Genomic DNA, 18617 nt, shown 5'->3' on the forward strand with positions numbered 1-18617 from the left:
GGCAGAGACAGTAAAAATACCCGATTCGTTCCCGTCTGACAGCGACGCACGGAGTGTAAGCGCATTTCCTTTCACTCCGCTGCCTTGAAGGTAATCGTAATGTCAGACGGGGTACGACCGTTAGAATCGGGCGGCAACGGGACCGATGCGTGGATCGCACTGACCACGGCTTGATCCCACCCCGAATTCCCGCTCGAGCGGGAGACCGATGCGCTCAACACGTCACCGGAAGGCGTGCACCGAATCTTGACGACGGTGGTCAGGCCTGTTCGCTCGCCGGCCCAAACGATGTTCGGTTTGACGCGGCGGCGCACCTTGTCGGCATAGCCGGGCGTTGCGGCATTGCCGCCGGAGCCCGTGCCCGTGCCGCTTTTCGCGAGGCCTTCGCCGCCGCCTTCGCCGGCGCCGGACAGGCCCTGCATCTGCGCGAGGCGCGCGTTGCGCTCGCGGTCGAGCTTCGCGTTCGCCGCCGCATTGGCCTTCGCGCGCGCCGTGGCTTCGGCCTTCGCCTTGGCCTGGGCATCCGCCTTCGCCTTCGCGGCTGCGTCGGCCTTGGCCTTCGCCGCTTGCTGCGCTTCGAGCTGCGCCTGCTTCTGTTGCTGGAGTTTCTGCTGTTCGAGCTTCTGCTGCTCGGCGAGCTGCTGTTGCTTGAGCTTGTCGGCCTGCTTCTGCTTGTCGCGATCCGCGGCCTTCTGCGCGGCGAGCGCGGCGGCCTGTTGCGCCGCGAGCTGCGCGCGCCGGGCTTCGTCTTCCTGCTGGGCCTTCAGTTGCTGCGCACGGCGCTGCTGATCGAGCAGCGCTTCGCGCGCGGCCGCTTCCTGCTGCCGCTTCTTCTGCTGCAGCGCGATGTCGGCCTGCTCGTCGCGCACCGGGGGAGCGGGCGGCGCGACCTTCGCGGGCGGCGTCACGACGGGCCGCGGCGTGGCGACGTCGGGCACCTCGGTCCACAGCTCGGCTTCGGCGCCGGCCGGCGTGCTGTTCTGCCACTGCACGCCGTGATAGAGAAACAGCGCGAGCAGCACGTGCATCAGGGCGGCGAGCGCGAATGCGCGCCAGGTGCCGCGCTCGCGGGGAGGCTGAGTCGGGTAGGCGGAGCTGCGCGTGGATTGCTGCCGGTTCATTGCGATTTGACGAGGAGACCGACGCGCTTGACGCCGCGCGCCTTCAGATCGGACATCACGGTCATGACGGCATCGTACTGCACGGTCTTGTCGGCTGCGATCACGACCGGCTGGTCAGGGTGATCGGCCTGACGGGCCGAGATGAAGCTGTCGAGCTCGGCCTTCGTCATCGTGTCTTCCTGGGTCGCGCCCGAGTCGCCCTTGTACTTGACGCTCATCGTGCGGTCGGCCTTGATGTTGACGACGACGGGTGGCGTCTGCTCCTGCGGCGCGGCATTGCCGACGGTCGGCAGGTTGATGATCGACGGGGCGACGAGCGGTGCGGTGACCATGAAGATCACGAGCAGCACCAGCATCACGTCGATGTACGGCACGACGTTGATGTCGGCCATTGCGCGGCGCGAACGGCCGCCGCGCATGCTGGATCGGATGGGGCTTCCTGCCATGGCGCGCTCTCCTTACTGGGCCTGACGCTGCAGGATGTTCGAGAACTCTTCGATGAAGGTCTCGAAGCGGATCGCGAGGCGATCGATGTCGTGCGCATAGCGGTTGTACGCGACCACGGCCGGAATCGCGGCGAACAGGCCGATCGCGGTGGCGACGAGCGCTTCGGCGATGCCCGGCGCGACGTTCGCGAGCGTGGCCTGCTGCACGTTCGCGAGGCCGCGGAACGAGTTCATGATCCCCCAGACCGTGCCGAACAGACCGATGTACGGGCTGACCGAGCCGACCGACGCGAGGAACGCGAGGTTCGCTTCGAGCACGTCCATTTCACGCTGGAACGACGCGCGCATCGCGCGGCGTGCGCCGTCGAGCACGAGGCCCGGATCGCTGATGCGCTTTTCCTTCGCTTTCAGGAATTCCCGCATCCCCGATTCGAAGATTCGCTCGAGCGCGCCGATCGTGTGGCGGTTGTTGGCCGCACTCTGGTACAGCGCCTGCAGGTCGCCGCCCGACCAGAAATCCTTCTCGAAGCGTTCGGTCTGCACGCGTGCGCGGCGGATCGCGAACCACTTGCGGAAGATGAAGGTCCACGACATCAGCGACAGCAACAGCAGCAGTCCCATCACGGCCTGGGCGAGCACGCTCGCGTTGAGGACGAGGGAAATGATCGACAGGTCTTGAGAAGTATTCATAGAGGTTTGAGTAACGTCCCTTCGGGGGTGCCCGCAAGGGCGTCCGGTGTGCGTGCGGCGCGGCGCGCCGGACATGCCTGACGCCGAACCTTGCTTAGTATCGAATCAGAACGGCAAGTTCATAGGCTTTGTCTAAACGGCGCTCATGCGAGCTTCGTTGACAAGACAGTCTGCCCGGCGTCGATGACGGGCCCGCGTTGCAGCGCGTCGAGGACGACCGGCGGGATGGCCGCGGGCCGGATGCCGTGGCGGTCGACGCAGCCAAGGCGGATGTGTCCGGCCACGAGCAGCGTGTCGCCGCACCAGGCTTCCTGCGTGAATTCCACCGACGCGCGGCCGATGCGTCCCGGCCGGCTCGTGATCGTCAGCGTGTCGTCGAGTCGCGCCGGCGCGCGGTAGTCGAGCGACGTGCTGCGGACGATGAAGATAGCGTCGGTATCGTCGGCAAGCTGACGCTGGTCGACGCCGCATGCGCGCAGCCATTCGGTGCGGGCGCGCTCGAAGAACTTCAGGTAGTTGGCATAGAAGACGATGCCGCCTGCATCGGTATCCTCGTAGTACACGCGCACCGGCCAGGTAAAGCCGGAGGGCGCTTCCGGGGAGCGGGTAGGCTGATTCATGGCGCGCATTTTACCGGAAGGCAAGGACCGGATTCGTAACCGATTCGTAACGGAATGTAGTACGCCGTAGCACGCCGCGGGCCGGCCCGTGGGCCAGGCCCGCGGGGCTTCAGCCGCGGTGGACGGTCGGGCCGCCGGGGGCTTGCGCGATCGGCATCAGCTCGATCGTGTTGACGTTGACGTATGCCGGGCGCGTCGCGATCCAGTAGATCGTATCGGCGATGTCCTCGGGCATCAGCGGCTGGACGTTGTTGTAGACGTTTGCCGCCTTCTCGTCGTCGCCGCGATAACGGACGTTGGAAAACTCGGTGCCACCGCACAGGCCCGGCTCGATGTCGGTGACGCGCAACGGCGTGCCGAGCAGGTCGGCGCGCAGGTTCAGGCTGAATTGTCTGACGAAAGCCTTGGTCGCGCCGTAGACGTTGCCGCCTGCATAAGGGTACGAACCCGCAACCGAACCGAGATTGAAGATATGGCCGCGGCCGCGCTCGACCATGCCGGGCAGTAGCGCGTGCGTGACGGTGACGAGGCCCGCACAGTTCGTGTCGATCATCGTTCGCCATTCGTCGAGGCTGGCCCGGTGGGCCGGCTCGACGCCGAGCGCGAGGCCGGCGTTGTTGACGAGGACGTCGAGCGCCGCGAATTCGGCGGGAAGGGCGGCCGGAACGGCTTCGACGGCCGCGCGGTCGCGCACGTCGAGCTCGAACGGCAGAAGGGCGTCGCCGAGTTCGGCGGCGAGTGCGTCGAGACGATCCTTGCGACGCGCGGTCGCGACGACGCGATGGCCTCCGTTGACGAAGGCACGGGCGATGGCGGCGCCGAAGCCGGCGGACGCGCCTGTGACGAACACGATCATTGCTGCTCCTGGTCGATGACAAAATAGCGGGCGATATCCCGCAAGCCTACTGAGAATGCCGCACCGCGGCAAGGCGGCAGAGCGTTTCAGTACGGGCGCGTAGAGTCTGGCCCCAATTGCTTCGGGCACCCTTCCGTGCGGTTGCCTATTCATGACGCATCCAATACACTAACGCGCTCATCACCCCTGCGTGACTGGCGATAGACCCCTTCGGGGTCAAGGTGGAGCATCCCACCGTGAAGCGCGGGGCGCCGTTTTTGCCGTTCGCCTGGGCAGCCGTTGTGCGCCGTCGCGTGCATCGCCGGTGGCTGTCCTGCTTCGCGTCATACGGATTCTTCCGCCACGTCGAGCTGGTCCCGCCAGCAGCGCCTCGTACTCGGCCACTCCGGTCAACCTGTACACACTTAACGGAAACCGTATGTTTGACAGAGCCCAAAGCACCATCGCGAACGTCGATCCCGAAATCTTTGCAGCGATCGAGCAGGAAAACCGCCGTCAGGAAGATCACATCGAGCTGATCGCGTCGGAAAACTACACGAGCCCGGCCGTGATGGCCGCCCAGGGCTCGCAGCTCACGAACAAGTACGCGGAAGGGTACCCGGGCAAGCGCTACTACGGCGGCTGCGAGTACGTCGACGTGGTGGAGCAGCTCGCGATCGACCGCGTGAAGCAGCTGTTCGGCGCGGAAGCGGCGAACGTGCAGCCGAACTCGGGTTCGCAGGCGAACCAGGGCGTGTTCTTCGCGATGCTCAAGCCGGGCGACACGATCATGGGCATGAGCCTCGCGCACGGCGGTCACCTGACGCACGGCTCGCCGGTGAACATGTCGGGCAAGTGGTTCAACGTGGTGAGCTACGGCCTGAACGAAAACGAAGACATCGATTACGAAGCGGCCGAGCAGCTCGCGCAGGAACACAAGCCGAAGCTGATCGTCGCGGGCGCATCGGCGTTTTCGCTGAAGATCGATTTCGAACGCCTCGCGAAGATCGCGAAGTCGGTGGGCGCGTACCTGATGGTCGACATGGCGCACTACGCGGGTCTGATCGCGGCGGGCGTGTATCCGAATCCGGTGCCGCACGCGGATTTCGTGACGACGACGACGCACAAGAGCCTGCGCGGCCCGCGCGGCGGCGTGATCCTGATGAAGGCGGAGTACGAGAAGCCGATCAACTCGGCGATCTTCCCGGGGATCCAGGGCGGCCCGCTGATGCACGTGATCGCGGCGAAGGCGGTGGCGTTCAAGGAAGCGCTGTCGCCGGAGTTCAAGTCGTACCAGGAGAAGGTGGTCGAGAACGCACGGGTGCTGGCGGAGACGCTGGTGAAGCGCGGGCTGCGGATCGTGTCGGGCCGCACGGAAAGCCACGTGATGCTGGTGGACCTGCGCGCGAAGCACATCACGGGCAAGGCAGCGGAAGCGGCACTGGGCGCGGCGCACATCACGGTGAACAAGAACGCGATCCCGAACGATCCGGAGAAGCCGTTCGTGACGAGCGGCGTGCGCCTGGGTTCGCCGGCGATGACGACGCGTGGCTTCGGCCCGGCGGAAGCGGAGATCGTCGGCAACCTGATCGCCGACGTGCTGGACAACCCGGAAGATGCAGCGACGATCGAGCGCGTGCGTGCGCAGGTCGCCGAGCTGACCAAGCGTTTCCCGGTCTATCGCTGATCGCCGATGCGCTGCCCGTTCTGCCGGCATGACGACACGCAGGTCGTAGACTCGCGCGTGTCCGAAGATGGCGCCGCGATTCGCCGGCGCCGTCGCTGCTCGGCTTGCGACAAGCGCTTCACGACGTACGAGCGGGTCGAGCTGTCTTTGCCGTTCGTCGTGAAGAAGGACGGCAGCCGCACGGAATTCGACCGTCGCAAGATCGTCGCCAGCATGCAACTCGCGCTGCGCAAGCGGCCGGTTGCTGCCGACGCGATCGACGCGGCGGTCGCCCGCATCGAGTATCAACTGCTCGCGACAGGCGAGCGTGAAGTACGTAGCGAGAAGCTCGGTGAACTCGTGATGAACGAGTTGCGCGGCCTCGATACGATTGCCTATGTGCGCTTCGCATCGGTGTATCGCCGGTTCGAGGACGTTTCCGAATTTGCCGACGTGATCGAAGAGTTCCGTCGCGCCTCTCCCGCCAAGACCCCGCGTAAGCGCTGACGCGCTGCGTCCGTTCATCGTCATCTCCGTTGGTTCGATTCGCGCCGATTGTGTCGGTCGCGATCGCATGTCGCCAGTCGGCCGTTCGGCAAATGGCGTGCGTCCGCACGCGTCGCTACAGTCGTCGCATCACCTGGCGGAGGACGATTGCGATGGCGCTGCGCGCTCAATCCATGTTGAAAAATGCGGTGCAACGCACGGGCGGATTCACGCTCGTCGAGCTGATGGTCGCCCTCTCGCTGGCGGCGGGGCTCGCACTTTATGCGGTGCCCGCGTTCGACGAGTGGCACATGCGTGAACGTGTCGAGGCACGCTCGCGGGCGTTGCTCGGTGCGCTGTCGTTTGCGCGTGCCGAAGCGACGCGTCTCGGCACGCGCGTCACGCTGTGCCGGGCCGGAAGCGGCGGCGCCTGTCTGCGTGCCGGCGAGCGGTGCGGCCCGGCCGAATGGTCGTGCGACTGGATCGTCAGCGGGCAGGTCGACGGGCAGTCGCGCGTACTGCGACGCTATCCGCGCGATGCCGAAGTGACCGTCGCGGGCGTGGCTCGCGAGCTGTCGTTCGCGCCACCGGTCGGTCAGGCAATCGGCGGGATCCGGCGGTTCGAATTGCGTCCGCGGCGCAGCGTGTCCGGGGCCGACGATGCGCGCGCGTCGCGTTGTGTGCGGATTGCAGCAGGCGGTCGCGCGCGGGTGGTTGCCGGCCGTTGCGACGCGACGTGATCGCCATGCGCGATGCCATGCGCGGCACGTCGCTGATCGAGGCGGCGCTCGCCATCGCGCTGCTCGCGACGGTGATGCTGGCAGTGGCCGGCAGCCAGCTTGCGATGGCACGCTCGCAGCGTGCGACGATCTGGCGTGAACGCGCACTATGGCTGGCCGATGCCCGTATCGAGCGTCTGCGTGCGGCCGCGTCGGCCGATGACAGCCTCGCGGCGCTGGCGGCAGCTTCGTTGCCTGGTGGCACGATGACGCTCGATGGCGGGCCGGGCGGCGTCCGCTACGCGGTTGTCGGTTGGCGTGGCGGCAATGCGGCCGCGTCGTCGCGATGCGAAGCCGCCGGGATCTCGACGCAGCAGCGGTCGTGCGTCCGGATTCCATTTCGGGAGCGGGCAACCGATGAACGCTGATCGCCGTGTCCGTGCCCATACGCTGCTCGAAGTGCTGATCGCGATGACCGTCGGTCTCCTCGTACTCGCGGCGGCCGGTGCGTTATACCACGCGCAGCGCATCGCGCAGCGTCGCGCGGAAGACGGATTCAGGATGCGCGATGCGGCCGGTACCGCGCTGATGCTGATCGGTCAGCAGATCCAGATGGCGGGATTCCGGCCGCTCGATGCCGAGGACGCGTCATTGCCGCCGGTGTTCGGCTGTTCGATGGCGCGCGTGCGGGGCGACGGCGCACGGGTGCGATGCGAGTCCGCGCGTACTGCGTCGGATGCGTTGCTGGTTCGGTATGTCGCCGATGCCGTGTCGACATGGACGACGGTGAGCGGTCAGGCGTCGGATTGCCTTGGGCAGGGTGTTGGCGTATCCGGCGAACGTCCAACGGTGGAGAACCGCTTCGACGTGCATGTCAGCCCGTCGACGGGCGAGCCTGAACTGTATTGCGAGGGAAACGGCCGCCCGGGAACGCCGCAGCCCGTCGTGGCGGGAATCGATCAGTTGCGCGTGCGGTATGTGCGGCGCGGCACCACACAGTTCGTCGACGCCGATGCGATGCGTGCCGACGACTGGGCCGAAGTCGTGGCCGTGCACGTTTGCGTGCGGGCGCGTGGCGAGCCGATGCGCGAGCCGGTTCGTCACGTCGACTGCGACGGTCGTGCTGCGGTTGCCTCGGATGGCCGCGCACGTTTGACGCTCGATCGAATCGTCGCGTTGAGGAACGTCGCGCTTTCCTCCGACGCCGCGTTGCGCGATGCGGCGCAGACAAACGAGGCGATGCGATGAGCACAGCAGGGCAGTGCACACGGGACATCTCGCCATGCGCGGCGGCACGCCGCTTGCAGCGACGCATTGCTGCAAGCGGTGACGAGTCGCAGCAGGTTGTGTGCTCGAGAGGGCCGGCGGCGAGCCCGCGCGATCCGTGCCTGCGTTTCCGGTTGGCCCGTCGCGCCTGGCGTCACGACGCAGGTCTCGCATTGCCGGCAGTGATTGCGGTCGGTGCGGCCGTGGCGGCGCTGACGGGTACGTGGTTCGAAGCCGCGTTGACGGAGTCGCGCCGTGTGAGCGCGACGTCGGATCGGCTGATCGCCTTCCACGCGGCCGATGCCGCGCTTGCGGCGTGCACCGGGCGATTGCTCCGTGGCGGGGCGCCCCATGCGAACGAAAGCGAATCGCACGCGGAGCCCGACGCGTGGCGGCGCATGCCGCCACTGGCGGCCGCCGAAGCGTTCGCGCCGTTCGCCGATTGGCCGATGGCCGCGCAGCCGCCGCGATGCCTGATCGAGGCGTGGCGGCGCCCGGCAGGGTTGGCTGGTGGCAGCGCGTACCTCGTCACCGCGCGCGGCGTCGGCGCGCATGCATCGAGTGCCGTCTGGTTGCAACACCAGGTTGCGATACGCGACGGACGCATCGTCGCGCTGCGCTGGCGTCGTGTTGCGGCGGCGCCTCGATGAACGGCCGCCTGTCGAACGGCCGCGCATGCCTGTGCCGGTCGGCGGGATTCACGCTGATCGAGCTGATGGTCGTGCTCGCGATCGTCGCGGTGCTGGCCGGGTGGGGTATTCCGTCGTATCGCGAGCATGTCGTGCGCGTTCATCGCGCGTCGGCGGTGTCCGCGCTGTACCGTGCGGCCCAGTATCTCGAAACGCTGGACGGTGCGCCGCCTTTGGCGTTGCCGGACGCGCTTGCGCAGGCACCGCCGGACGGCCGTGCCGTCTATCGATTGACGCTCGCGCGGCCGGACGGCGACGATGCACCGGTGAGCTATGAACTGGAAGCAAGTCCGCTCGATACCGGCCCGATGCACGACGATGCCTGCGGCACCTTCACGCTGCGTTCGGACGGGACGAAAGGCCATGCAGGAAGCGACGGCGCCGAACCGGGCACGGCGTGCTGGGGCGTGCGCTGAGGTTGCAGGAAAGGCGCGCAGCGGCGCTCGGCCGTGCGCGCAGGATGCCGACGGTCAGTCGTCGTTGGCGTCGAGCCCGCGCTCGTCGCGGGACTGCTTCCAGATCCGGTAGACCTCCCATGCGGCGAAGCCGAGCGTGCCCCACTTCAATGCGGGGCCCGCACTCGCGCGCAGCAGCGAGCGAACGGGTTTCGCCAGCACGAGCGATGCGAGCGAGCTCAGCATCGGATACTGGTTGACGAGATTGCCGAGGCTCGAGTTCAGGTGCTTGGCGGACTGGCTGAACTTGCTGGTGGACAGGCCGGGGATGAACACCTTGAGCCAGCTGAAGCGCGTGACGGCCTGGCGCATTTCGCCGGCGGCTTCAGCAAGCTCGAGCCGCTCGACTTCGGATCGCAGGATCAGCAGTTCCTTGCGGAGCGCACGATGCTGCGACGCACTCCAGTTCGATCGCGACGAATGGGAGCGGGGTGAATTGCCCGTAACGTTCTGGCTCATGGCGCGTCGGCGAAGTAGGTGGGAGGGGTGAGCGCGCGTGCGTTCACGGCTTGCCGCGGAACAGGTCGCGGTCTTTCTCGAGCTCGGCGAGGGTCGCCTCGAACACGGTCGGCGCATCGCGCAGGCCCGAGCGCGCCTTCAGCGCGCATACGATGCCGCCAACGGCATACAGCGCGGTGATCGCGGCGAGCGACTGCCAGCGATAGGTATCCCAGAACGCGATCGCGATGAGCACGGTCAGGCTGATGAGCGCCATCGTCGCGAGCATCATCGCGGCGAGCCCGAGGAACAGCACGCCCATCAGGCGCTCCTTCTCCTCGGCAAGCTCGATGCCCACGAGTTCGAGGCGCGTCTGCAGAAGGCCGATCGCGGAGCCGACGAGGCGGCGCAGCGGTCCTTGGCCGGACGGCTGCGAGTGGGTGTCTGTCGTCATGGATGAGGTGCGTGCGCGTGCAGTGAGCAGCTAGGACAAAGCCGCCGGCGAAGATCGCAGGCTGGCTTCGACGCCCGCGGGCCGCGTGACGCGGCCCGCGGGACAAAACGGCGCAGAGCGCGTTACTTGCGGTTGATCAGCAGGCCGATCAGCACGCCGACGCCGGCGGCCACGCCGATCGACGTCCACGGATGCTCGTGCACATAATCGTCGGTCGCGCGCGCGGCCTTCTTGCCTTTCTCGACCACCACGACCTGGACGTCGGCTGCCTTTTCCTTGGCCTGCTTCAGGCGCGACATGGCCTTCTCGCGCAGCTCGGCCGCACGGTCGCCCGTGCTGCTCGCTGCTTGCTTGAGCAGGTCTTCGGCGTCCGACAGAACGGTTTTGATATCCGACATCAGTTTCTCCTTGTTGATTTCCGACATTGCAACTCCCTTCATGCTGTCATGCTGCAGGTTCACATCCTAGCGAAACCCCTGCCTGCTGGCGAGCCGGGATCACACATGGCGGCAGTGCAAGACTGCATGGTAAACGACTTGTAATCATGAACAGAGCGGCAAACCGGGCGAAAAGTTTCCGTCGCAGCCGTCCGTCATGCCATGACGCCGGGTAAAAATGACAAAAAAGTATGAATATCAAACGGAATAATCGTTCGCACCGCGCATTGCTTCCCGTAAGCTGATGGACTGTCCCGCGCTGTCCAGCGCGCGGTTTCAATCAGCATCGTTCGAGGAGGGAACATCATGAGTCTGCGTCTTGGCGACATCGCACCGGATTTCGAGCAGGAATCGAGCCTGGGCACCATCAAGTTTCACGACTGGCTCGGCAACAGCTGGGGCGTCCTGTTCTCCCATCCGGCCGACTACACGCCGGTGTGCACGACCGAACTCGGGCTGACCTCGAAGCTGAAGGGCGAATTCGAGAAGCGCAACGTGAAGGTGATCGCGCTGTCGGTCGACGGCGTCGAATCGCACAAGGGCTGGATCAACGACATCAACGAAACGCAGTCGACGGTCGTCGGCTTCCCGATCATCGCCGATGCGGACCGCAAGGTTTCGCAGTTGTACGACATGATCCACCCGAACGCGAACGAAACGCTGACGGTGCGCTCGCTGTTCGTGATCGACCCGAACAAGAAGGTGCGGCTCACGATCACCTATCCGGCCAGCACCGGGCGCAACTTCGACGAAGTGCTGCGCGTGATCGATTCGCTGCAGCTGACCGACAACTACAAGGTCGCGACGCCCGGCAACTGGAAGGATGGCGACGACGTCGTGATCGTGCCGTCGCTGCAGGATCCGGAAGAGCTGAAGAAGCGTTTCCCGAAAGGCTTCAACGCAGTGCGCCCGTATCTGCGCCTGACGCCGCAGCCGAACAAGTAAGCATCGGCGGGCCGCGAAGCGCGGCTCCGATGAACGACGGCCCGCCCGGCAGTGATGCCGGGCGGGCCGTTTTTTTCGCGTGCGGCATCGCTGCCGCGTGCGTCACATCCGGGTGATCAGAAGAATGCCTGGATGCCTGTCTGTGCGCGGCCGAGGATCAGCGCGTGGATGTCGTGCGTGCCTTCGTACGTGTTGACCACTTCGAGGTTCACGAGGTGGCGCGCGACGCCGAATTCGTCCGAGATGCCGTTGCCGCCGAGCATGTCGCGCGCGAGGCGGGCGATGTCGAGCGACTTGCCGCACGAGTTGCGCTTCATGATCGACGTGATCTCGACGGCCGCCGTGCCTTCGTCCTTCATCCGGCCGAGGCGCAGCACGCCTTGCAGGCCGAGCGTGATTTCGGTCTGCATGTCGGCGAGCTTCTTCTGGATCAACTGGTTCGCGGCGAGCGGCCGGCCGAACTGCTGGCGGTCGAGCACGTACTGGCGCGCGGTGTGCCAGCAGGATTCGGCGGCGCCGAGCGCGCCCCATGCGATCCCGTAGCGTGCCGAGTTCAGGCACGTGAACGGGCCGCGCAGGCCGCTCACGTTCGGCATCAGGTTCTCTTCCGGCACGAACACCTCGTCGAGGACGATTTCGCCGGTGATCGACGCGCGCAGCCCGACCTTGCCGTGGATCGCGGGCGCCGACAGGCCCTTCCAGCCTTTCTCGAGGATGAAGCCGCGGATCGCGTCCTTGCCGTTCTCCTCGAGCTTTGCCCACACGACGAACACGTCGGCGATCGGCGAGTTCGTGATCCACATCTTCGCGCCGGACAGCGAGTAGCCGCCGGGCACCTTCTTCGCGCGCGTGACCATGCTGCCCGGATCGGAGCCGTGATTCGGCTCGGTCAGCCCGAAGCAGCCGATCCATTCGCCGGTCGCGAGCTTCGGCAGGTATTTCTGCTTCTGCGCGTCCGAGCCGAACTCGTAGATCGGCACCATCACGAGCGACGACTGCACGGACATCATCGAGCGGTAGCCCGAATCGACGCGCTCGACTTCGCGCGCGATCAGCCCGTAGCTGACGTAGTTGAGGCCGGGGCCGCCGTATTCCTCGGGAATCGTCGGGCCGAGCAGGCCGACTTCGCCCATCTCGCGGAAGATGGCCGCGTCGGTGCGCTCGTGGCGGAACGCTTCGGTGACGCGCGGTGCGAGCTTGTCCTGCGCGTACGCCTGCGCGGCATCGCGCACCATCCGCTCTTCTTCGGTCAGTTGCTGGTCGAGCAGCAGCGGATCGTCCCAATGAAAAGTTGCAGCGGTCATTGTTTCATCTCCTGTTGGTCCGGTCTTCCAGCCGGGCCCCATGCCAAAAGTTCGCTTGACTGATGTTCCGCTGTGCGGAACAATGTTTTGCAAATCGAACCCAGTGTAGCACCAGATGACACTTTCAACCATCGACGAAACCACGATCGACGAGCGCAAGTTCGTCGTTGCGCTCGCGCGCGGGCTCGACCTGCTGCGCGCATTCAGGCCCGGCGAGACGATGCTCGGCAACCGCGACTTCGCGGAGCGCACGGGGCTGCCGAAAGCAACGGTGAACCGGCTCGCGTACACGCTGACCGTGCTCGGCTACCTGCGCTACGACGAGACGCTCGGAAAGTATGCGCTCGACGCCGGCGTGCTGTCGCTCGGCTACGCGCTGCTGTCGGGCTCGGGGACGCTCGACCTGGCACGGCCGCACATGCAGGCGCTCGCGCGCGAGATCGGCGCGGCCGTGTCGCTCGGCTGCCGCGACGGGCTCGACATGATCTATCTGGAGACGATCCGCAGCGAGACGGCGCTGACGCTCGGGCTCGCGCCCGGTTCGCGGCTGTCGATGCTGACGAGCTCGATGGGGCGCGCGTACCTGGCCGTGCAGCCGGAGGACGTGCGCCGCGCGCTCTATGCCGAGCTGCATCGCGCGGCCGGCGGTGCGGCCGACGCCGACATGCTCGTCGCCGCCGCGCAGCACGCGGTGGCCGAGTTCTCGGCGGGCGGGTGCTGCTATTCGTTCCGCGCGTGGCACATGGACGTGAACGCGGCGGCCGTGCCGTTTCGCGAGCCGCGCGAGGGGCGCTGGCTGATCCTGAGCTGCAGCGGCCCCGCGTCGTCGATGGACGAGACCGTGTTCCGCACGCAGGTCGGGCCGAAGCTGAAGGCGCTCGCGCAGCGGCTCGGACAGACCGTCTGAGCGTGGCGGCGGGCGGTGGCCGCCGCCGCGCCGCGATCGTTTCGCCGCCGGTGTCGAAGGGCGCGGAGAAGCCGCCGTCGCTTGTGCCGTGACCGAACCGCGCTCATCATCGTTCGTCAGCGTCCCGACAACGAGGTTTGCGATGTCTCACCCGGAATCGATGGAGGGCGGATGCGCGTGCGGCGCGATCCGCTACCGTATCGCCCACGTTCCGACCGATGCGGGCTTCTGTCACTGCCGGCTCTGTCAGCGCACGACCGGCGCGGCGGTCGTCGCATCGGCATCGGTGCCGATCGACGCATTCGAATACCTGCAGGGCGAACCGACCGTCTACGCATCGAGCGCGTGGGGCGAGCGGCGCTTCTGCGGTCGTTGTGGCGCACAGCTCGAATACCGGCTCTCCGATGCGCCCCGGACGGTCGAGATCAATTACGCGACGCTCGACGAGCCGTCGCGGCTGCGTCCGGCGTGGCACGTCTGGTATCGGGATCGTTTCCCGGGCGTCGAATTCGCCGACGATCTGCCCCGATACGACGATGACGGCAGGCCGTAAGCGGTAACCGTCGGCACGGGCGGGGCGCCATCAGGCAACCGGCCGCGCCAGGCGGCCCGGTTTTACCGGCCCGCAGGCATCACGACATCCGCCCCCGGTATCCGGCGCGCCGCTCCCCGCGCGCGCCTGCCACTTCGGCCCCGCCGGCCGCTCAGGCCGTCACGCCTTTTGCAAACACGGGCCCCTGCATGAACCGCACGTCGTGCTGGCGCAGCAGTTCGCACTGCGTCTCGTCGACGACGCCGTCGAAGATCAGCGGAATCCGCACGCGTTGTGCATAGGCGACGAGCGCCTTGACCATCCCGTCGCGCAGCGCGATGCCCGCATCCATCTTGATGTAGTCCGGGCGCGCCATCTCGGATTCGACCGCGAGGATGCGGCCCGGGTCGGGCAGCTTGTCCGCGACCTTGAACCCGTGATGCTGGTAGCTGCGCGTCAGGTAGCCGAGGAACGTCTTGTGGGCCACCGCGACCGCCGGCAGCTCGATCACGATCCGCTCGGTCGGCAGCCCGAAGCGCTGCAGCACCGACGAGAAATGCTTGCCGTGGTCGTACTTCACGCTCTTGAGCAGCCGCTCGTGCACACGCAGGAACAGCAGCCCGTGGCGCTGCGCGCCGAAGAAATTGATCGCGTGCAGCGCACGCGACAGGCGGTCGATCGCGACCAGCGTCTGGTCGTCGACGGCCGCGTCGACCGGGTCGTGCGGCGTGCCCGTGACGAGCGTGATGGCCTGGAAGCCGAGCTCGTCGCCGTAACGTTCGATCGCGTCGGCGAACGACGTCGATTGCGGCGAGCCGGGCATCGTCACGTCGTAGATCGGTTCGTAGGCGCTGGCGAGCATGCGCTCGGGCAGATTCGCGCACGCGGTGCCGCCTTCGGCCAGCGCGAGGTGTTCCCGCAGATACGGCAGTTGCCCGGCACGGGCGACCAGCTCGGGGATGGTGGGCGGAATCATCGGTGTGAGAAGGAAAAATGGCGGCCGAAAGGGCCGCCTCGTCTCTTGATATTAGCAGCGCGCGCCGCGCTCGGCTTGGCGTTTCGCTCATATGGTTATCCCGTTCCCGGGGCAGCATCTAGGGTTTACGTTTATTTCACTATTCGTAATTGGTTTTACTATTCGTAAATCCAGGATTTGTCGCCGATCAAGAAATGCGGCAGGCGGGCGCCGCGAAACGGCGCCGTTCGCGAATCAACAGGAAGCAAGGAGCGAGACGTGGCGGTTGACAGGACAGGCGGGCCGGCGCGCCGGCAGGAAACGGGCGGAACGACGGGCGTGCCGGTGCGCGCCCGGCAGGGTTGAGGAGCGGATGGCGACCATGAGCATCGATTACCAGACGCTGCAGTTCGAGTACCGCCCGCGCGCGCACGACGCGGCCATCCACCCGGTGATCGTCGTCGGCGCGGGCCCGGTGGGCCTCGCGGCCGCGATCGACCTCGCGCAGCAGGGCGTGCCCGTCGTGCTGCTCGACGACGACGACACGCTGTCGACCGGCTCGCGCGCGATCTGCTTCGCGAAGCGCACGCTAGAAATCTTCGACCGGCTCGGCTGCGGCGAGCGGTTCGTCGACAGGGGCGTGAGCTGGCACGTCGGCAAGGTGTTCCTGCAGGACGAGCAGCTGTACGCGTTCGACCTGTTGCCCGAAGAAGGGCACGCCCGCCCCGCGTTCATCAACCTGCAGCAGTACTACGTCGAAGGCTACCTGGCCGATCGCGCGTTCGAGCTGCCGAACATCGACATTCGCTGGAAGCACAAGGTGACGGGCGTCGAGCAGTCGGCCGGGCACGCGGTACTGACGATCGAGACGCCGGACGGCATCGCGACGCTGCACGCGCAGTACGTGATCGCGGCCGACGGCTCGCGCAGCCCGATGCGCGCGATGATGGGCCTCGAAAGCCACGGCCGCACGTTCAAGGACCGCTTCCTGATCGCCGACGTGAAGATGAAGGCGGAGTTTCCGACCGAGCGCTGGTTCTGGTTCGATCCGCCGTTCCATCCCAACCAGTCGGTGCTGCTGCACCGCCAGCCGGACAACGTGTGGCGGATCGACTTCCAGCTCGGCTGGGATGCCGACCCCGTCGCCGAGAAGCAGCCGGAGCGCGTGCTCCCGCGCGTGCGCGCGCTGCTCGGGCCGGATGTCGAGTTCGAGCTCGAATGGGTGAGCGTCTACACGTTCCGCTGCCAGCGGATGGACACGTTCCGTCACGGCCGCGTGCTGTTCGCGGGCGATTCCGCGCACGGCGTGTCGCCGTTCGGCGCGCGCGGCGCGAACAGCGGCGTGCAGGACGCGGACAACCTCGCATGGAAACTGAAGCTGGTGCTCGACGGCCGCTCGGCCGATAGCCTGCTCGACACGTATGCGAGCGAGCGCGAATTCGCGGCCGACGAGAACATCCGCCACTCGACGCGCTCGACCGACTTCATCACGCCGAAGAGCGCGGTGTCGCGCGTGTTCCGCGATGCGACGCTGAAGCTCGCGCGCGACTGCGAGTTCGCACGCAAGCTGGTGAACAGCGGCCGCCTGTCGGTGCCGGCGGTGCTCGCCGATTCGCCGCTGAACACGCCGGACCGCGGCGGCGACGCATTCGCGTGCGCGATGCGGCCGGGCGCGGCGGCGGCCGATGCGCCGGTGCGCGTGCAGGGCGCGCCGGGCTGGCTGCTGCAGCACTTGCGCGGCGGCTTCACCGGCGTGTTGTTCGGGTTGCCGGGCGATGCGGCCGCGCTCGCGCAGGCCGTCGACGGCCTCGCGCTGCCGGTGCGGCCGGTGCTCGTCGTGCCGGCCGGGCACGCGCAGCCGGTGGCCGGCGTCGACGTCGTGGAGGACGTCGACGGGTTCGCCGCGCAACGCTACGACGCGCAGCCGGGCACGTTCTACCTGCTGCGTCCCGACCAGCACGTCTGCGCCCGCACGCGCATGCTCGACCGTCAGGCGCTTGCCGACGCACTGGCGCGCGCGACCTGCGCACGCTGAATACGATAAAGACACCGGAGACCCGTCATGCCCTCACTCGACACCCGCCCGCGCCTGGCCGACCCCGACGCGTTCTACGAAGCGCTGATCGACATGCATCGCGACCTGTCCGACGGCGACAGCCAGCTCGTCAACGCGAAGCTGATCCTGCTGCTCGCGAACCAGATCGGCGACGCCGACGTGCTGCGCGAAGCGATGACGCTCGCGCGCCAGGGCGTGACGCCGCCCGTGCATCCGGCCGCCGAGGTGGCGCAATGAGCGCGGCACCGGCCGACGCGCGCGTGCTCGAAGTCGAGCGCGTGATCGACGAGACCCATCGCCCGGGTTTTCACTGGATGCTGCTGGTGTTGTGCGGGCTGTGTCTCGTGATCGACGGGTTCGATGCGCAGGCGATGGGCTACGTCGCGCCGAGCGTGATCGCCGAATGGGGCGTACCGAAGCAGGCGCTCGGCCCGGTGTTCAGCGCGAGCCTGTTCGGAATGCTGCTCGGGGCGCTCGGGCTGTCGGTGCTGGCCGACCGGATCGGGCGGCGCCCGGTGCTGATCGGCTCGACGCTGTTCTTCGCGGTGACGATGCTCGCGACGCCGTTCGCGGGTTCGATCCCCGTGCTGATGGCGCTGCGCTTCGTCACGGGCCTCGGCCTCGGCTGCATCATGCCGAACGCGATGGCGCTGGTCGGCGAGTTCAGCCCGGCCACGCAGCGCGTGAAGCGGATGATGATCGTGTCGTGCGGCTTCACGCTCGGCGCGGCGCTCGGCGGCTTCATCAGCGCCGCGCTGATTCCGGCGTTCGGCTGGCGTTCGGTGTTCTTCGTCGGCGGCGCGGTGCCGCTCGTGCTGACGATCGCGATGGTCGCGCGGCTGCCCGAGTCGCTGCAGTTCCTGGTGCTGAAAGGGCGCGTCGCGCAGGCGCGCGACTGGCTCGCGCATTTCGCGCCGCAGGCCGGCATCGATGCGAGCACGCGGCTCGTCGTGCGCGAACGCGCCGCGAGCGGCGCGCCGGTTGCCGAGCTGTTCAGCCACGGCCGCCTGCCGGTCACGCTGCTGCTGTGGGCGATCAGCTTCATGAACCTGATCGATCTGTACTTCCTGTCGAACTGGCTGCCGACCGTGATGCGCGATGCCGGCTATTCGCCGGGTACGGCGGTGATCGTCGGCACGGTGCTGCAGACGGGCGGCGTGATCGGCACGCTGTCGCTCGGCTGGTTCATCGAACGTTACGGCTTCGTACGCGTGCTGTTCGTGTGCTTCGCGTGCGCAGCCGTGTCGGTGGGTCTGATCGGCTCGGTCGCGCATGCGCTGCCGTGGCTGCTGGTCGTCGTGTTCGCGGGCGGGTTCTGCGTGGTCGGCGGGCAGCCGGCCGTGAACGCGCTCGCGGGCCAGTATTACCCGACGTCGCTGCGCTCGACGGGCATCGGCTGGAGCCTCGGCATCGGCCGGATCGGCTCGGTGATCGGGCCGCTCGTCGGCGGGCAACTGATTGCGCTCAACTGGTCGAACGGCGCGCTGTTCCACGCGGCCGCGGTGCCCGTGCTGTGCTCGGCGCTGTTCGTCCTCGGCCTGGCGGGCGTAACGCGGCGCAACGGCGCGCAGGCGCCGAACGCCGCCATGAATTGAT

23 protein-coding genes and 1 riboswitch are annotated in these 18617 nt (G+C 67.2%); of the genes, 13 read left to right on the forward strand and 10 right to left on the reverse strand.

Annotated elements, in window-relative coordinates:
- Positions 1-71 precede the first annotated feature (71 nt).
- The 5 genes from tolA to AC5LXK_RS03785 form a co-directional block, all read right to left on the reverse strand.
- Positions 72-1121 (reverse strand): cell envelope integrity protein TolA, encoded by a 1050-nt coding sequence (tolA, locus tag AC5LXK_RS03765; protein ID WP_493390373.1) that lies wholly within the window; start codon positions 1119-1121, stop codon positions 72-74.
- A complete protein-coding gene (gene tolR, locus AC5LXK_RS03770) occupies positions 1118-1567 on the reverse strand; it encodes a protein TolR (protein WP_006484943.1) in 450 nt (149 codons plus the stop codon). Before tolR ends, tolA begins: the two co-directional genes overlap by 4 nt.
- Positions 1568-1579: 12 nt before the next feature.
- Complete coding sequence (gene tolQ, locus AC5LXK_RS03775; protein ID WP_041492749.1) at positions 1580-2257, reverse strand: protein TolQ; 678 nt, start codon at positions 2255-2257, stop codon at positions 1580-1582.
- 143 nt (positions 2258-2400) lie between these two features.
- Positions 2401-2886 (reverse strand): tol-pal system-associated acyl-CoA thioesterase, encoded by a 486-nt coding sequence (gene ybgC / locus AC5LXK_RS03780; protein ID WP_493391179.1) that lies wholly within the window; start codon positions 2884-2886, stop codon positions 2401-2403.
- A gap of 100 nt (positions 2887-2986) precedes the next feature.
- Positions 2987-3733, reverse strand: a complete 747-nt coding sequence (locus AC5LXK_RS03785; RefSeq protein ID WP_493390374.1) for an SDR family NAD(P)-dependent oxidoreductase — start codon at positions 3731-3733, stop codon at positions 2987-2989.
- Between the two features lie 180 nt (positions 3734-3913).
- A riboswitch (ZMP/ZTP riboswitch) is annotated at positions 3914-4014 on the forward strand.
- A gap of 137 nt (positions 4015-4151) precedes the next feature.
- On the opposite strand from AC5LXK_RS03785, the gene glyA reads away from it, so the two are divergent.
- The 7 genes from glyA (at position 4152) to AC5LXK_RS03820 (ending at position 8954) form a co-directional block, all read left to right on the forward strand.
- Positions 4152-5399: a serine hydroxymethyltransferase gene (gene glyA, locus AC5LXK_RS03790; RefSeq protein ID WP_493390375.1), complete on the forward strand. Its 1248-nt coding sequence runs from the start codon at positions 4152-4154 to the stop codon at positions 5397-5399.
- 6 nt (positions 5400-5405) lie between these two features.
- Positions 5406-5885 (forward strand): transcriptional regulator NrdR, encoded by a 480-nt coding sequence (nrdR, locus tag AC5LXK_RS03795; protein WP_006476792.1) that lies wholly within the window; start codon positions 5406-5408, stop codon positions 5883-5885.
- A 173-nt stretch (positions 5886-6058) separates the two neighbouring features.
- The gene (locus AC5LXK_RS03800; protein WP_493390376.1) at positions 6059-6604 is read left to right on the forward strand and encodes a GspH/FimT family pseudopilin; all 546 of its coding nucleotides are present in this window, start codon (positions 6059-6061) and stop codon (positions 6602-6604) included.
- Between the two features lie 5 nt (positions 6605-6609).
- On the forward strand, positions 6610-7011 hold the full coding sequence (locus tag AC5LXK_RS03805) for a hypothetical protein (RefSeq protein ID WP_493391180.1): 402 nt from the start codon (positions 6610-6612) through the stop codon (positions 7009-7011).
- On the forward strand, positions 7001-7831 hold the full coding sequence (locus AC5LXK_RS03810) for a PilW family protein (RefSeq protein ID WP_493390377.1): 831 nt from the start codon (positions 7001-7003) through the stop codon (positions 7829-7831). Before AC5LXK_RS03805 ends, AC5LXK_RS03810 begins: the two co-directional genes overlap by 11 nt.
- A gap of 203 nt (positions 7832-8034) precedes the next feature.
- Positions 8035-8499, forward strand: a complete 465-nt coding sequence (locus AC5LXK_RS03815) for a hypothetical protein (RefSeq protein ID WP_493391181.1) — start codon at positions 8035-8037, stop codon at positions 8497-8499.
- The gene (locus AC5LXK_RS03820) at positions 8496-8954 is read left to right on the forward strand and encodes a type IV pilin protein (RefSeq protein WP_493390378.1); all 459 of its coding nucleotides are present in this window, start codon (positions 8496-8498) and stop codon (positions 8952-8954) included. The genes AC5LXK_RS03815 and AC5LXK_RS03820 overlap by 4 nt, the downstream gene beginning before the upstream one ends.
- A gap of 54 nt (positions 8955-9008) precedes the next feature.
- On the opposite strand, the gene AC5LXK_RS03825 is transcribed toward AC5LXK_RS03820, so the two are convergent.
- The 3 genes from AC5LXK_RS03825 to AC5LXK_RS03835 all read right to left on the reverse strand — a co-directional run bounded on the left by AC5LXK_RS03825 (position 9009) and on the right by AC5LXK_RS03835 (position 10310).
- A complete protein-coding gene (locus tag AC5LXK_RS03825) occupies positions 9009-9452 on the reverse strand; it encodes a DUF3318 domain-containing protein (protein ID WP_493390379.1) in 444 nt (147 codons plus the stop codon).
- Between the two features lie 43 nt (positions 9453-9495).
- The gene (locus AC5LXK_RS03830; protein WP_493390380.1) at positions 9496-9885 is read right to left on the reverse strand and encodes a phage holin family protein; all 390 of its coding nucleotides are present in this window, start codon (positions 9883-9885) and stop codon (positions 9496-9498) included.
- 122 nt (positions 9886-10007) lie between these two features.
- A complete protein-coding gene (locus AC5LXK_RS03835; protein WP_006494044.1) occupies positions 10008-10310 on the reverse strand; it encodes an ElaB/YgaM/YqjD family protein in 303 nt (100 codons plus the stop codon).
- Between the two features lie 318 nt (positions 10311-10628).
- On the opposite strand from AC5LXK_RS03835, the gene AC5LXK_RS03840 reads away from it, so the two are divergent.
- Positions 10629-11267 carry a peroxiredoxin gene (locus tag AC5LXK_RS03840; protein ID WP_034187217.1) on the forward strand — a complete coding sequence of 213 codons (639 nt, stop codon included), beginning with the start codon at positions 10629-10631 and terminating at the stop codon, positions 11265-11267.
- A 116-nt stretch (positions 11268-11383) separates the two neighbouring features.
- Here the strand turns inward: AC5LXK_RS03840 and AC5LXK_RS03845 are convergent, their stop codons facing one another.
- Positions 11384-12571 (reverse strand): acyl-CoA dehydrogenase, encoded by a 1188-nt coding sequence (locus AC5LXK_RS03845; RefSeq protein WP_059235901.1) that lies wholly within the window; start codon positions 12569-12571, stop codon positions 11384-11386.
- Positions 12572-12686: 115 nt separating this feature from the next.
- Here AC5LXK_RS03845 and AC5LXK_RS03850 point away from each other — a divergent pair, with 115 nt between their 5' ends.
- Positions 12687-13478 (forward strand): IclR family transcriptional regulator, encoded by a 792-nt coding sequence (locus tag AC5LXK_RS03850; protein WP_493390381.1) that lies wholly within the window; start codon positions 12687-12689, stop codon positions 13476-13478.
- 142 nt (positions 13479-13620) lie between these two features.
- Positions 13621-14031, forward strand: a complete 411-nt coding sequence (locus AC5LXK_RS03855) for a GFA family protein (protein WP_493390382.1) — start codon at positions 13621-13623, stop codon at positions 14029-14031.
- Between the two features lie 151 nt (positions 14032-14182).
- On the opposite strand, the gene AC5LXK_RS03860 is transcribed toward AC5LXK_RS03855, so the two are convergent.
- Entirely contained in the window at positions 14183-14986 is an 804-nt protein-coding gene (locus AC5LXK_RS03860; protein WP_493390383.1) for an EAL domain-containing protein, read from the reverse strand.
- 361 nt (positions 14987-15347) lie between these two features.
- On the opposite strand from AC5LXK_RS03860, the gene AC5LXK_RS03865 reads away from it, so the two are divergent.
- The 3 genes from AC5LXK_RS03865 to AC5LXK_RS03875 are packed head-to-tail and all read left to right on the forward strand — an operon-like array spanning position 15348 to position 18616.
- A complete protein-coding gene (locus AC5LXK_RS03865; RefSeq protein ID WP_493390384.1) occupies positions 15348-17000 on the forward strand; it encodes an FAD-dependent oxidoreductase in 1653 nt (550 codons plus the stop codon).
- Between the two features lie 27 nt (positions 17001-17027).
- Positions 17028-17258: a DUF2783 domain-containing protein gene (locus AC5LXK_RS03870; RefSeq protein WP_493390385.1), complete on the forward strand. Its 231-nt coding sequence runs from the start codon at positions 17028-17030 to the stop codon at positions 17256-17258.
- Positions 17255-18616 carry an MFS transporter gene (locus AC5LXK_RS03875; RefSeq protein ID WP_493390386.1) on the forward strand — a complete coding sequence of 454 codons (1362 nt, stop codon included), beginning with the start codon at positions 17255-17257 and terminating at the stop codon, positions 18614-18616. Before AC5LXK_RS03870 ends, AC5LXK_RS03875 begins: the two co-directional genes overlap by 4 nt.
- The last annotated feature ends 1 nt before the right edge of the window (position 18617 follow it).

The sequence above is a fragment of the Burkholderia pulmonis genome (assembly GCF_984667975.1).